The sequence below is a fragment of the Oricola sp. genome, assembly GCF_022763245.1.
Classification (GTDB): Bacteria; Pseudomonadota; Alphaproteobacteria; order Rhizobiales; family Rhizobiaceae; genus Oricola.
Genome location: NZ_JALEGV010000040.1, coordinates 66,227 through 79,441 on the forward strand (window position 1 = coordinate 66,227; position 13,215 = coordinate 79,441).

9 protein-coding genes are annotated in these 13,215 nt (G+C 65.3%); 6 read left to right on the plus strand and 3 right to left on the minus strand.

All coding sequences use genetic code 11. The features are described 5' to 3' along the window. The first annotated feature begins 194 nt into the window (after positions 1 to 194). Positions 195 to 1,652, plus strand: a complete 1,458-nt coding sequence (locus MRY80_RS17845; protein ID WP_293292417.1) for a hypothetical protein — start codon at positions 195 to 197, stop codon at positions 1,650 to 1,652. Positions 1,653 to 1,852: 200 nt separating this feature from the next. Here the strand turns inward: MRY80_RS17845 and MRY80_RS17850 are convergent, their stop codons facing one another. Together MRY80_RS17850 and MRY80_RS17855 are read right to left on the minus strand one after the other, a co-directional pair. Beyond that, positions 1,853 to 7,177, minus strand: a complete 5,325-nt coding sequence (locus tag MRY80_RS17850) for a hypothetical protein (RefSeq protein ID WP_293292418.1) — start codon at positions 7,175 to 7,177, stop codon at positions 1,853 to 1,855. A 363-nt stretch (positions 7,178 to 7,540) separates the two neighbouring features. Further along, positions 7,541 to 8,257, minus strand: coding sequence for a GntR family transcriptional regulator (locus MRY80_RS17855; RefSeq protein WP_293293025.1), 717 nt, complete (start codon positions 8,255 to 8,257; stop codon positions 7,541 to 7,543). Positions 8,258 to 8,400: 143 nt separating this feature from the next. On the opposite strand from MRY80_RS17855, the gene MRY80_RS17860 reads away from it, so the two are divergent. Genes MRY80_RS17860 through MRY80_RS17880 form a run of 5 tightly spaced genes read left to right on the plus strand, consistent with a single transcriptional unit; the run spans position 8,401 to position 12,290 of the window. Next, positions 8,401 to 9,201, plus strand: coding sequence for an ABC transporter substrate-binding protein (locus tag MRY80_RS17860; RefSeq protein ID WP_293292419.1), 801 nt, complete (start codon positions 8,401 to 8,403; stop codon positions 9,199 to 9,201). A gap of 51 nt (positions 9,202 to 9,252) precedes the next feature. Further along, the gene (locus MRY80_RS17865) at positions 9,253 to 9,693 is read left to right on the plus strand and encodes a hypothetical protein (protein ID WP_293292420.1); all 441 of its coding nucleotides are present in this window, start codon (positions 9,253 to 9,255) and stop codon (positions 9,691 to 9,693) included. After that, positions 9,690 to 10,448: a DUF1445 domain-containing protein gene (locus MRY80_RS17870; protein ID WP_293292421.1), complete on the plus strand. Its 759-nt coding sequence runs from the start codon at positions 9,690 to 9,692 to the stop codon at positions 10,446 to 10,448. The genes MRY80_RS17865 and MRY80_RS17870 overlap by 4 nt, the downstream gene beginning before the upstream one ends. 13 nt (positions 10,449 to 10,461) lie before the next feature. After that, positions 10,462 to 11,136 carry an amino acid ABC transporter permease gene (locus MRY80_RS17875; RefSeq protein WP_293292422.1) on the plus strand — a complete coding sequence of 225 codons (675 nt, stop codon included), beginning with the start codon at positions 10,462 to 10,464 and terminating at the stop codon, positions 11,134 to 11,136. Positions 11,137 to 11,141: 5 nt separating this feature from the next. Continuing rightward, on the plus strand, positions 11,142 to 12,290 hold the full coding sequence (locus MRY80_RS17880) for an aminotransferase class V-fold PLP-dependent enzyme (RefSeq protein ID WP_293292423.1): 1,149 nt from the start codon (positions 11,142 to 11,144) through the stop codon (positions 12,288 to 12,290). Positions 12,291 to 12,336: 46 nt separating this feature from the next. On the opposite strand, the gene MRY80_RS17885 is transcribed toward MRY80_RS17880, so the two are convergent. After that, positions 12,337 to 13,095, minus strand: a complete 759-nt coding sequence (locus tag MRY80_RS17885; protein WP_293292424.1) for an Asp/Glu racemase — start codon at positions 13,093 to 13,095, stop codon at positions 12,337 to 12,339. Positions 13,096 to 13,215 lie beyond the last annotated feature (120 nt).

The window sequence follows — 13,215 nt, forward strand, 5'->3', positions numbered from 1 at the left end:
GTATTTCCTAGCCGGCCGGAATCGGGTGTCGCTAGACCTCCCAACCACACGTCGTTTTCGAGGGGTGCGGCGACCCTTTTGCGGGGTGAGTGGCGGGAACGGGGCGACGGGCCCGACACCAGGCTTTCACGCAGAACCTTGTGCCGGGCTCGCTTTCACCGCGAACCATCTTCCGTGCAGACAAGGATCTCGTCATGCGAAACGCCAGCAAGCCCACACGGATCCTCTTGTCCGCGGGCATCTGCACACTCGCATCCGGCTGCCTCGGCGGACTGCCGGGTCCGCCGCCGCCGATCGTCGCGCCGCAGAACCTGGGCCACGACTGGCGCGAACACTTTCAGTACGGAATGCAGTTGATCGAGGAAGACGGCCTCTTCAACAACAGGTCCGTGTTCGCCCGCGCCGCGTTCATGAGCGCCGCACGCTTCTCCCACGACCACCCGCCCTCCTATATCGGCCTCGGCCTGACCGAGATGGATCTCGGCAACTTCGCCGCTGCGCAGATCGCGTTCCTGAATGCAGCGCTCATCGAGGACCGCAGCATGTATTGGGCGCTGTCCGCCATGGCGGCGCTGCGCAACGGCGACGAGGTGGTGGCGCGGACGCTTTTCGATTCCATGCAGATGGCACGCGCGCAAGACGACGACCCGGCCAGCCAGTTCATCCGCGCGGTCTATCTGCCCACCGACCGGACGTTCACGGCGCCGATCGTCAAGGTGCCGGTCAAGTTCGATGTCGAAGGCGTCAGCGACGACCTGGTCTGCGACGAGGATTCGGAGGATGATGCGTGCCGCAATCTCAACATCGTCGCGAATGTCTATTTCGTCCGCCGCTATTCCGTCGACACGCTGACGCGCGGATCGGACTTCTTCAGCGAACTCACCTTCCAGCTCGGCGCCGAGCGCACCCAGGAGTGGGAGAAGGACAGCGGCAGCTGGGAGGTGAGAATCCTCAAGGAACTCGCGATCTCGATCCCCGAGATCCAGTATGCCGTGCGCCTGACGCCGCAAAGCGCCAACAGCGTCGTGCAAGTCAATGCGGCCCCGTCCGTCGTTGCGTCGATCGGGCAGGAATCGGAAATCCACGAGGGGTCGGACAAGACGATCCTGTACAATTCCGCGGGCGAAGCCGAGGAGTACACCGCCGAGACCGGCATGACGCTGCACCTGGAGCCGGAACTCGCAACACCGCAATATGTCAGCCTCAAGCTCGACTTCGAGTTCAGTTCGATGGCGACGCTGGAACCCTCCGCGACGGCGCATGTGCTCGACGTTTCCAAGAACACCTACACGATCACGGGCTTCTTCCCGTATGGCCGGCCGGTCGTGCTGGGGACGATTTCAAGCGGCACGAAGGAATACAACGCCTCCGGCCAGACGAAGCTCGATCACCTGCCCATCGTCGGCGGAGCTTTCGGCAAATCCGAGGACCAGGTCTCGATGTCCGACACGCTCGTTCTCGGCGTCCTGTCGGAGCCGGTAGCCTTTCACGGTTCGCATGAGCGGCGTGTGCTGGACGCGATGAAGGCGATGGGCGTGCCGGTTCGCGTGCATGAGACGGTCAATCGGCGCCGGATCCTTCACCGCGCCCCGGACGTCTCCGGGTTCGGGACGGAGTTCCTCCGCACTTACGTCGGAACACCCAACGAATAGCCGGAGGTGATGTCGGGCCTCCGACGTCCACGGCCGGTTCAGGCTCGCGTCTGATCTGCGCTGCGGGGCTCTTCTGTTTGCACTACAGCGCAGCGGGGTTCGCACGAAATCCGCCTCGCCGATGCCGAGATGCGGGAGAGTTCACGTTCGGGCCGTATCCCGTATCTGCCGAGAGCCCGATGGCTCCCGGCCGCCTCGGGTCAGAACTCCCAGGACAGGCTCATCTGCGTGTCCGTATTGCGCTCGAAGCGATCGCTGTCCCATGTCGTCACGGACATGTCCCAGATCAAGCCGGTCGATGAGCGCACGGTCATGCCGAGACTCCACTCGTAGCGCGAATAGTCCGGCGTGGCGCCGATCGCCTCCCAGCCGAAGCCGTCGGCATCCGCCGCGTTCGACTGCGCGGCGATCGTGCGATCGTCGAGATTGATCGCCTCCGTGCGCGACACCGAGGCGCGCGGCTCCATCGTCATCGTGTCGGAAACCTGGAAGATGTTTGACAGCGTGACGCCGATGGTGCCGTACTGGTCGGTCACGCGGTCTCCCAGGTAATGGTTGCCCCAGACGCTTTCGTCCTCGTGGTAATCCTCGCGATAGGTGGACGCGACGTCGTAGGCGCCGAAGAAGTGGACGCGGCCGAGGTCGCCCAGTTTCGCCCGCAGACCCGTCTGCGCTCCGGCCTGCAGCAGCCCGGTCACGAACTGGCCGTGCACATAGTTCGGATCGAGTTCGCCATCGAGCGAGTAGCCCCAGGCCGTGCGCGTGTAATCACTCTGGGTGATGCCGGCGCCGACATTGCCCTGCAAGTAGAAGCCGCTGTCGCTCGCCACCCCCGCGCCCAGGCCGCCCCACGCGCCGACGCCATCGCCATCCATCCAGCGATCCGGGATGGAGTAGTCGTTGGCGGTCGAGCCGAGCCCGAAGGTCAGATAGGCGTTCTCGCGCGACATGATGGCGCCGAAGGCGGCGTTGTAGGCGTGCTGGTCGAAGGAGGCGGAGTTGCCGTCGCCGAAGGCCTCTTCCGAACGATAGGAAAAGTCGCTCCAGTAGCGGATGGAGTCTTCGCATTTCTCGTCCGGGTTCCTGTCGGGATCGAGCAGGCAGTCCGCGCCGAGTTCGCCCATCTTACCCATCGCGTCGCCGATCTGACGCGTCACGCCGTGCTGCGCCTCGGCCGCGGCGACCATGCCTTCGCCGTCCAGGGAATCATAGACCTTCTTCAGATCGTCGAGATCGACCACGCGCAGGATGTTGGCGGCGATTTCCTCGTATTCGGGCCATCCATAGGTCTGGATGTTGGTCACGGCGTTACAATAGGAACCCTGGTTGATCGTCAGCCCGCCCGGGCAATAGTCGATCGAGTAGCTCAGCTGCGCCAGGTTCGGATCGGAGAAGTCGATCGAGGCGGAGAAGGTCGCGGTCGTCGACGAGGTGCCGTTCAGGAAGGTTGGGTGGACCGACATGCCGGAATCCGTCACACCGCCGTCGGCGTAGAGGAACGGGATCAGGAATGTTCCGGGCGACCCCGCTCCCGTGATCGGCGCGAGCTGCAATTGCCCGCCGAGATCTGCCGTGCCCGTGACATAGACATGGTCCATCTCGTCGATGCCCTGGATGCCCGTTACATTGGTGTCGAAAGCGACGTCGGCGATCATGATGCCGCTGGACGACTGGACGAAATTACCGGTCACGGTCGTCAGATCCAGGTCAGGCAGCGTCGGTTCGAATGAGGCGGGCGTCGGGAAGAACGCGAACAGCGTCGGGGTCACCGAGCCGGCCGTCGCCGCTTCAACGCTCGTCGTCGACTCCAGCTGCAGGTTTCCGTTCGGATCACCTGCCAGCCCGATGGAGAACACGCCCGCATTCGTGAAGACGTTGGAACTGTCGGTCGCGTGACCAAGATCGACATCGCTGCCCGCGATGAAGGTCGCGCCGGCCTGGTTCTCGACCGTGTTTCCGGTGCCGTCCACATTGCCGAAGTCCAGATCGATGGACCCGAGGATCCAGCCGCCGGCCCCGTTGACCACGGCTTCTGACGCCGCTCCGCCCGTGATCGCCACGTCGGAAACGCCGCCGAGGGTGAAGATCTCGCCGCCTGCGCTGTTGTCGAGCGTGTTCGACGTGCCGCCTTCGATGGAAACGGCATGACCGCCCGAGCCGCCCTGCATCAGGCCGGTGTTGACGATGTCGATGTCGCCATTGCTGGACATGGCCCGGAGACCGTAGGCGCCGGACCCCGTGCCGGCGATCGCGCCGCTGCTTGTGGCGGAGACGCCGCCCGAGATGAAGCCCGTCCCCGCGACGCTGCGCAGGTAGACGCCGCCGTCTGTGCTGTGGCCGACGATCGAGCCCGCTGTGTTGTCGAGGCTCACCAACCCAGCATCGACCAGCGCCGACATGCTGCTGGCGTCGACCGCGTAGCCGGAGGTGTCACCGAAGGACAAAAGCATGCCGCCGGCATTGTCGATCGCGGTCGCGCTCGCGACGCCGATATCGGACTCGCTCTTGGCGATGACGGCGGACGCGCCCTCGCCGGTCACGGTGACCGAACCGCCATTGTTGGAGACCAGAACCTCACCCGACGCGGACGCCGCGAAACCGGTGATGATTCCCGCCCGGCTGTGCGCGACGATGCCATGCGATTCCGCGCCCTGCGTTTCGATGACGCCGGAATCGTTCAGCACGGTCACGTTTCCGGAGACCTGGCCGAGACCGTAGGACAGCGCCATCACGCCGGCCGCGCGCTCGCCCGTCGTACCGATTCCGCCCGAATTCGACACGCTGACGTCGTCCGCACCGCCGAACTGGGCCGTGCCGGGCATGCCGGACCAATAGAGCAGGTTGGCGTTGTAGGTACCCGCGCCGATGCGCTCGTTCAGCCCGTTCACGCCGCCGGCGCTGACCGCGATGATCGCGTCGCCATGGTCGCCTTGGGTTACCACCGTGCCGGAATTGTCCACCGTCACGACACCGCCTGCGCCGCCGATCGCGCTCGCAAGGCCTTCGGTGCCGAGGGTGCTGCCCGCCGCACCGGTTGCGCCCGCGCCCCACTCAAGGAGCAGGCCATATTGACCCTCGAACGCGGCGTAGATGTCGCAGCCGACGCTCAGCGTACAGGGATCGAATGCGGACCCGGCGCTGCTTCCGAACCCGCCCGCGCCAACGCCGCCACCGACGCCGGCAACCCCGCCGATGCCGCCGAGGCTTTCGGCGACGATCCCCGAGCCGTAATCGGTCGCGGCAACCGTCACGATGCCTTCGTTGGTGACATCAACCGTGCCGCCATTGCCGCCGTCGCCGCCATTGCCGCCGTTCCCGCCATTGCCGCCGAGACCACCGCTGCCGGCCGCGCCCGCAACACCGTCATAGGACAGGAGGAACACCGGCGAGTCGTAACCGACGGCGCCCGCCGTACCGCCGACGCCGCCAGCGCCGCCGATGCCGCCCGTGCCGCCGACACCGCCGAGGCTGCGCGCCACGATGCCGGCCGTGCCCGCGTCGATGCGATTGTCCGTGCCGAGGTTTTCGACGGTGACGTCGCCGCCGGCGCCACCGAGGCCGCCGCGTCCGGCCTGACCGCCGATGCCCGCGACGCCGCCATTTCCAGCCGCGTTCGCGATATTGCTGATGTTGAGCGGGTTGGCGAAGTCATGATCGGCGCTGCCATTGCCGCCAAGGCCACCCGTGCCGCCGACACCACCGGTTCCGCCGGTGCCACCCATTCCGCCTTCGCTCTCGGCGAGAATTCCGTAACCGAGCGTCGTCAGTAGCGTCGTGTCGTTGGAGATATCGACCGTCCCACCGGCGCCGCCGACGCCACCGATTCCACCCGTGCCGCCAACACCGCCGGCACCGCCGGTGAAAGCATTCTGCCCGGTATTGCCCAACACTTCAGGATCGAACGAAACAGCGTTGCCACCCTGGCCACCCTGACCGCCCTGACCACCCGTGCCGCCCTGACCGCCGACACCGCCGCGGCTGAGCGCCGCAATGCCGTCGTCGAGCGTGGCCGTGCCAAGATCGAATGCGAGATCGACTGCGCCACCGGCTCCGCCCGTGCCGCCGACGCCGCCGAGACCGCCCTGGCCGCCAAGCCCGCCGACATTGCCGGGTGCGCTCACCACCTGAATGTCGAAGAGGTTCTGAGATTCCACGGACGCCACGGCGTCCCCGCCGTCGCCGCCCTGGCCGCCTTGACCGCCGGTTCCACCCCGGCCGCCCGAGCCGCCGATCGACTGCGCGTCGATGAGCTGGCCCGCAACCACGAGCGGACTGGTCACTGAAAAGTCGATCGCACCACCGACGCCACCCACTTCACCTGTACCACCGACGCCACCCATCGCGCCCGTGCCGCCAATGCCGCCCTGCGCGGTCACGATAACGGTGTTCGGGATGGTCAAGGGCGGGAAGATCAGCACGTTGATGATCGGAACAGTGTCGGTGAAGGCCTCTCCGCCTGCGCCGCCCCGTCCGCCGGCACCGCCGACGCCCGCCTGCCCCGCGGCGCCGCCGATCGTCGAGAGATCGTAGGCGAGGCCGCCGATGCTCACGGACTCCCATGTGTCGCCGATGGTGATGCCGGTCCCGGCAAGGCCCGCATTGCCGTCAAGGCCGCCTGGCACGGTGCCGTTTTCCACGGACCCGCCGATCTCGGACGTTCCCGTGCCGAGGAGGGTCATGGTCACGCCATCGACCGTGATCCGGTTGTTGTCGGAGGTCTGCAGAGCACCGCCGCCGACCGTGTATTCCCAGGGATAGGTCTCGATATCGAGGCCGCTGGTCGCGACGTAGCCGGTTCCGACCGTGCCCCCGAAATCGAGATCCGTCAGCGGGTTTCCGTCGCCGACGCCGACGGCCGACGCGGTCGTGCCTGCCGTCGTGGAAACGGTGATCTCGCGATTGTCTCCCTCGACCGCGGTGATCTTGAGATAGTAGTCACCCGAATCGCTCTCGACCGAAGCGGTCAGCCCCCAGCCATTGTTCGTCGATTCCGTGTTGAACTCCGCGGCGACCTCTTCCAGCGTCCAGCCGTCTGTCGGCTCGTTGGTGATCAGGTCGAGCGTTTCGTCATAGTCCACGGAAAACGGCGTCGTGCCATCGATCGTGCCTTCGATCGTGAAGGCCGCGCCTTCGTTCACCCATTGGGTTTCGGTCATGGGGCCGACCGTCGAAAGCACCGACGTCTCGGTGTTGTAGCCTTCCGAGATGACCTCGATCGACACCGGTGCCGAGAGGAACGAATAGGACGACACGCCGGCGTCGTAGTCCTCGATCTGCACCAGCGACGTCTGCGATGACGTCAGGATCGTCACCGTGCCGCTTGTCGGTGCGTCGCCGCCATTGCGCGGCGCCACAACTTGCGGTGTGGGGAAGGAATAGAAGGAGGCGCAGGCTTCGCCCCAGGTCATATCCGGACAGGTGTAGTAGCCGGTTCCGCCGTTAAAACCGTCCAGTCCGGCCGATGGCACGACGGCGATGTCGCCAGAGGGCACGACCGTCTCGGCCACGTTGGTCTGGGTCGTCATGGACTGCGCGAAGGCGGTGCCCGCCGGCAGAGCTCCAAGGAGCGCGACAGTCACCGGCACAACGAAGGAAGCCTTCAGCCAAAAGGGTCTAAGCCCTTGATCTGACCCACGACTTTCCATTCGGAAACCCCTCCCACCGAATCAACCACAAGATGAGTATCCTGTCACATAACTTTGCGGAAGCCCAATTTTCGATCGGCCCACCGCTTCCGAATTTCCCTTGGGAAAACGCGCGATGAGGCTGCCCGAACGATTCTCCCTTCGCGCCGTGAATGAACATCGACCAACCGGCTCTGCCGCGCGCATGCGCGGTGGCGGATAACGGCCGCTGCCGGTTCCCACATGGCGCTCCCGCGCGGGCGTCTACCCGGAAGTCGCCTCCGCTTTCTCATGTGCGGCAAGGGATTTGCGGAAGGCCTGCTCACCCTCGATCACGAAGCGCAGCATCCGGTCTGATGCGGCCACGGCGTCGCGCGCCCGATGGGCGGCAAGCAGCTCGCGCTGACCGGCCACGACGACCTCCAGGGTCGCATCGTCGATCATGGTGGTCAGGCGCACATTCTGAACCTGCACGAAATAGCGGCGAATGGTCTGTTCGAGCGCCTTGTGGGGAACGAGGGACAACCAGGCGCCGCGGAAGTCCTCGGACGCGTGATAAAGGGTCGGAACGTCGTGGGCCTCAAGGGCGGCGCTCGTGCGCTCCACCGCCTCGTCCATGCGCGCGACGGTCTCGTCCGTCATCGACTGGGCCGCAAGCGCAGCCGCGCGCGGTTCCAACAGCCGGCGCAGATCGAACACTTCCAGCACCTCTTCCGGGGAAAGCCGCGGCAGCGTGAAGCCGCGCGTCGTCGGGGCGAGGAAGCCCTCCGCAACCAGGCGCAGCAGCGCATCTCGAACCGGCATGCGCGACACGCCCAGCTCTGCCGCGATGTTGACGTCGACCAGGCGATCATCCCAGCCGACCTGGCCAGTCTGCACCCGTTCGATCAGCAGGTCATAGATTCGATCGCGATGGCTTTTTCGGGACATAACTGAATACTGTTTTTCGGTGACGATACGGCATGATTTGCCGAAATGCACCAATTTTCGGCCCTATCGTCGAAATGCGACCTTCATGATCGGAAAATAGGTGTTGAAAAGTATTCTGTTTGTGGCAACCTCCCATCCGGAGACGGGAGGCACGAACAGCACGCCAAGAAGCCCGATCCCAACAGGAGGCTCTGATGAAATCTACCCGACACATGATGCTCGGCCTGGTCGCCGGGTTCGCTTTCGCGCTGAGCATGCCCGCCATGGCCCAGGACACGTTGCGCGTTGGCGCATATCCGGCCAATCCGCCATGGGAAAACAAGACCGAGGACGGGTCCTTCGAAGGCTACGAAGTCGACATCGTCAACGAGATCGCCAAGCGCATGGGCACGGAAGCGAAGATCGACGGCATGGACTTCAAGGCTCTGTTCGTCGCGTCCGCGTCGGGCCGGGTGGACATCGTCATCTCGTCCTTGACCATCACGAATGAGCGGCTCGAGAGCCAGTCCTTCACCCAGCCCTATTTCGAGGGCGCGCTGGGCGTCGGCGTGAAGGAAGGGTCCGACATCGATTCCGTCGCCGCCCTGAAGGGCAAGGTCGTCGGTTCTGTCGCGACATCGTTCCCCGAAGCCTGGCTGAAAGAGCGCAAGGACGAGATCGGCTATGCCGACTACAAGAGCTACGACACGACCGCGAACATGCTGACCGACCTTCAGAACGGCCGCATCGAGGCCGTCGTCAACGACGTGGTGGGCCTTCACTACGCCTTCAGCAAGATGAAGGGCCTGAAGGTTGGCGCCGACATCGTTACGGGCGAGAAATTCGCGATGATGATGCCGAAGGGCTCGGACAAGCTGGAAACGGTCAACCAGATCATTTCCGACATGAAGTCCGACGGCACCATGGCCGCGCTTTACGAGAAGTGGATGGGCGTCGCACCTGCCGAAGGCAGCTTCGCGGTTACGCCGATGCCTGTGCCGACCTCGGCCGACTGACGATGATCGTCGGGGCGGCCTCGCCGCCCCGCCATCGCGCACCTGTCTCCCATGGATTACGCCCATCTCGCTTCCGTGCGCGTCGACGCACCGTCCGACTTCGCCCTGCGACACTTGTCCGACGGGCGCAAGCTCGGCCGGTGGACGCTCGGCTCCATGGACCTCGTTCCGGCCGGCGAAGACGATGTCTGGGCCGGCACTTCGCTTTTCGACGGCTTGCCGGCCGAAGTCGAGATCAGGCTGCACGCGGAGCTTGGGCTGATCGATTTTCACCTGGGCGCATCCGGCGCGCGCGTGCCACGCATCTCGATCCGCGTCACGCCCGGGCCTGACTGGGGCCTGCCGGATGCGAGTTGCCTGGTCGCGATGACGACATGGCGCGCGGACTGGATGGACGACGACCGCTGGGCGCGCACCGTCAAGACACACGAACTCGAAGTGCTGCTGTTCAAGGCGCAGATCGAGACCGACTGGAAGGCGGATGCGCAATGACGCCGGCGGCGTGGCGCGCTCAGTTCCGCGCGGGCGACATTCGCCAGACCTCGGCACTGTGCCCCGGTTACGTGCAGGCGAACATGGCGTTCGTCCCGGAAGCCGTCGCAGACGACTTCGAAACCTTCCTGCGCCGCAATTCGGTCGCCTGCCCGCTTCTTTCACGCGGAAGGCGCGGCGATCCCGCGCTTCCCGATCTCGGCGATTTCGACCTGAGGCAAGACCTGCCGCTCTATCGGCTGTTCGAAGACGGCCAACCCGTCGATCTGCAACCCGACATTGTGTCCGTCTGGCGCGACGACCTCGTTGCTTTCGCCATCGGCTGTTCGCTGACCTTCGAAGCCGATCTCGTCGCCGCCGGCGTCTCGCTTCGATGCCACGCGCCGGGCGTGAGTTGCTCCGCTTTCGACACGACGATCCCCAATGTCGCGGCCGGCCCGTTCGGCGGCAATCTCGTCGTCAGCATGCGCTCGATCCCATCTTCGCAGGTGCAATTGGCGTGCGACGTCACGCGCGCGCATCCGGACTCGCATGGCGAACCCATCCATATCGGAGATCCGGCCGCAATCGGGGTGGACTTCGCCCATCCGATCGACGGGCTCGGGCTGACCGATGTAGAACCGGGCGAGACACCTGTCTTCTGGGCGTGCGGCGTGACGATGGAACGTGCGATCTCCTCGGCCCGACTGCCATTTGCCATCACCCATGCGCCCGGTCACATGCTGATCACCGACCGCAGGTCCCAATCCCAGTGACGAGGTTCGCCCCATGAGCGCACTCGAAATCTTCTTCAATATGGACGTGCTCGTCCGCGCCTTCCCGATCCTCCTGAGGGGACTGGGCATGACGCTGCTTCTCGGCGCGACGTCCATCATATTGGGTACGATCATCGGCACGGGCATCGCGCTGATGCGGCTCTACGCCGTTCTGCCGCTACGCCTGTTCGCGATCGGCTACACCGATTTCCTGCGCGCCATGCCGGTGCTGGTCGTCCTGATCCTGGTCTATTACGCGCTGCCCTTCGCCGGGATCGTGCTGTCCTCCTTCGCGGCGGCCACGATCGCCTTGTCGGCGGTGCTGGGCGCCTATACCGCCGAAGTCGTGCGCAACGGCATTCAGGCCGTTCCTTCGGGCCAGTTCGAGGCGTGCGCGGCGCTCGGTCTCAGCTTCTGGCGGATGATGCAGAAGGTCATCCTGCCGCAGGCCGTGCGGCTGATCATTCCGCCGCACGCCTCCAACTGCGTCTCGATCGTCAAGGACACGTCGCTCGCGTCAGTCGTCGCGATGACCGACCTCCTGAAGCAGGCGACCGACGCGCAGGCCCTTTTTGCCAATCCCACGCCCCTCATCGGGGCAGCGCTGATCTATGTCGCGATCCTCTGGCCGCTGGTGCGCCTCACCAGTTGGCTCGAGCGACGCTACCAGCGTGCCTACCAGCGGTGAACATCATGCAAGACGCCTATTTCCTCTACCACTCCATCGGCCAGTATCCCGGCAAGGCCGACGACCTCGCACGCGCGATGGCGGAGTTCGCCACCTTCTGGGGCGCGCCCGATGACGGGCAATGGGCCGAGATACTGCCTCGGCGCGCGGCCTTCATCGACCGCTGGCGGGACATCATCAACGCGCCCGAAGGGTCGCTCACCACCTGTGAGAACGTCACCCAGGGCCTTCACATGCTGATGACCGCGTTGCCCGAGGAAAAGCTCAAGGGCAAGCGCGTTCTCGTCGCCGGGGATTGCTTCCCCTCCAACCACTTCCTCCTGACCAAGTTGCAGGAAAGGCTCGGCTTCACGCTCGACACCGTTTCCCTGCGCCAGGGTGCGAACTGGGTTGAGGACGAGGATTTCCTGAAGAGCTGGGGGCCGGATGTCGCCGTCGCGCTCCTGACCTGGGTGTCCTCGACCACCTCGCATCGTATCGACCTGCCTTCCCTCGTCGCGCATGGCCGGGAAATGGGCAGCCTGATCGGCGTGGACATCACGCAGGCAGCGGGGCTGCTTCCGTTCGACGTATCCGACCCCGAGATCGATTTCACCATCTCGACGAGCCTGAAATGGATGTGCGGGACGCCCGGCGCCGGCATCCTGCACGCCGCCCCGCGCCTGATCGCCGAGAGTTCGCCCGAGTTGCGCGGCTGGTTCAGCCAGCCGGATCCGTTCAACTGGGCGCTGGACAAGTTCGAACTCGCGCCCGACATCCGCCGCTTCGACAACGGCACGCCCGGCTGCGTCGCGGCGATCGCGTCCCTGCCGGCGATGGATTGGCACGCGGCGCAGGACACTGCCGCCATCCTCGCCCAGAACCGCCGGCACACGGCGCGGATCATCGAGGGCGTCGACGACCTGGGCCTCGACCTGATCACGCCGAGAAACGAGGCGGCCCGAGGCGGCTCGATCATGATCCGCCTTCCCGACCGCCCCGCCTCCGAAGCGGTCGCGGCGCTGCGCGAAGACGGCATCGCCACCGACGGCCGCGGGAACATCCTGCGGCTGTCGCCGGGTGTGATCACGTCGGATGCGGGCGTTGAGGCGGCGCTGGAAGCCATGGCGCGGTTGCGCTTGGGCTCCGTACAAACGAGCGCAGCGCGGGGCTGACAAGTACAGGCCACCGATGGGATGCCTCGACGGGCGCGCTCGACTGTCAGGACGCGCCGGTCCTGTTGAGCGAGCCGATTCCCGCGGCCTCGCCCTGACCGCTCAAGAGGCGCATACACTGCCAGGCGAGAGCCTGGTTGCTCGTGACCACCGGTTTGCCAAGTTCGCGCTCAAGCGTCTCGACCACACCCGCCGTTCGCAGGCCGGTGCACGAAATGAAAAGTGCGTCACTGTCCTCGTGCATCGCCCGCTTGCCCTCTTCAACGAGCGCCGCGACGCTGAGCCGGTTGATGTCGGGATCGCCGTCGAGATCGAAGGTCATGCGGCGATCGATGACCAGTCCCTCCGCCTCGAAATGGGCCGCGACCATCTCGGCGACCGGCACCCGATAAGGCGCGAGAAGCGAAATCCGTTTTGCGCCGAGCACTTCGAATGCCTTGACGGCGGCGCCGATCGGCGTGGCGACCTCGACACCGGGCCTCGCGTTCCGGATGATTTGTGCGACCTTGTCCAGTCCGATGGCGATCGCGCCGGAGGTGCAGCCGAATGCGACGACATCGAGCTTTGTACCGGGAACGAGCAGGCGCGCGCATCCGTCCAGATGCCCTTCCAGCGCGGCAAGGCTTTCCGGCGACGCGACGGGTTCCATGGCAATCCGCGTCGTGAATATGCCGACGCCCGGCGCATCACCGATGAAATCGTGGATATCGCTCTCGAACGCCCGGTCCACTGACAGCGCGATCAGCCCTATGGATCCGCATGCGCCGACCCCTTCGTCATATCCAGGCTTGGCGATTTGCCACATGGAACCTCCCTCCCTCAAATTGGCGCTTCTTTGTTTGCCCGCACGCTCCACAAGAGGGCGTTGGTGGCCGGCCACCAGGTGACCGATGACGCGTCCGAAGGTCAAACTGTCGTTCCTCCC

What these genes read in the sequence shown, in the direction of transcription:
- MRY80_RS17845 (WP_293292417.1), top strand. Translation starts at nt 195, where the DNA reads ATGCGAAACGCCAGCAAGCCCACACGGATCCTCTTGTCCGCGGGCATC.
- MRY80_RS17850 (WP_293292418.1), bottom strand. Translation starts at nt 7,177, where the DNA reads ATGACGACCCAGACCAACGTGGCCGAGACGGTCGTGCCCTCTGGCGAC.
- MRY80_RS17860 (WP_293292419.1), top strand. Translation starts at nt 8,401, where the DNA reads ATGAAATCTACCCGACACATGATGCTCGGCCTGGTCGCCGGGTTCGCT.
- MRY80_RS17865 (WP_293292420.1), top strand. Translation starts at nt 9,253, where the DNA reads ATGGATTACGCCCATCTCGCTTCCGTGCGCGTCGACGCACCGTCCGAC.
- MRY80_RS17870 (WP_293292421.1), top strand. Translation starts at nt 9,690, where the DNA reads ATGACGCCGGCGGCGTGGCGCGCTCAGTTCCGCGCGGGCGACATTCGC.
- MRY80_RS17875 (WP_293292422.1), top strand. Translation starts at nt 10,462, where the DNA reads ATGAGCGCACTCGAAATCTTCTTCAATATGGACGTGCTCGTCCGCGCC.
- MRY80_RS17880 (WP_293292423.1), top strand. Translation starts at nt 11,142, where the DNA reads ATGCAAGACGCCTATTTCCTCTACCACTCCATCGGCCAGTATCCCGGC.
- MRY80_RS17885 (WP_293292424.1), bottom strand. Translation starts at nt 13,095, where the DNA reads ATGTGGCAAATCGCCAAGCCTGGATATGACGAAGGGGTCGGCGCATGC.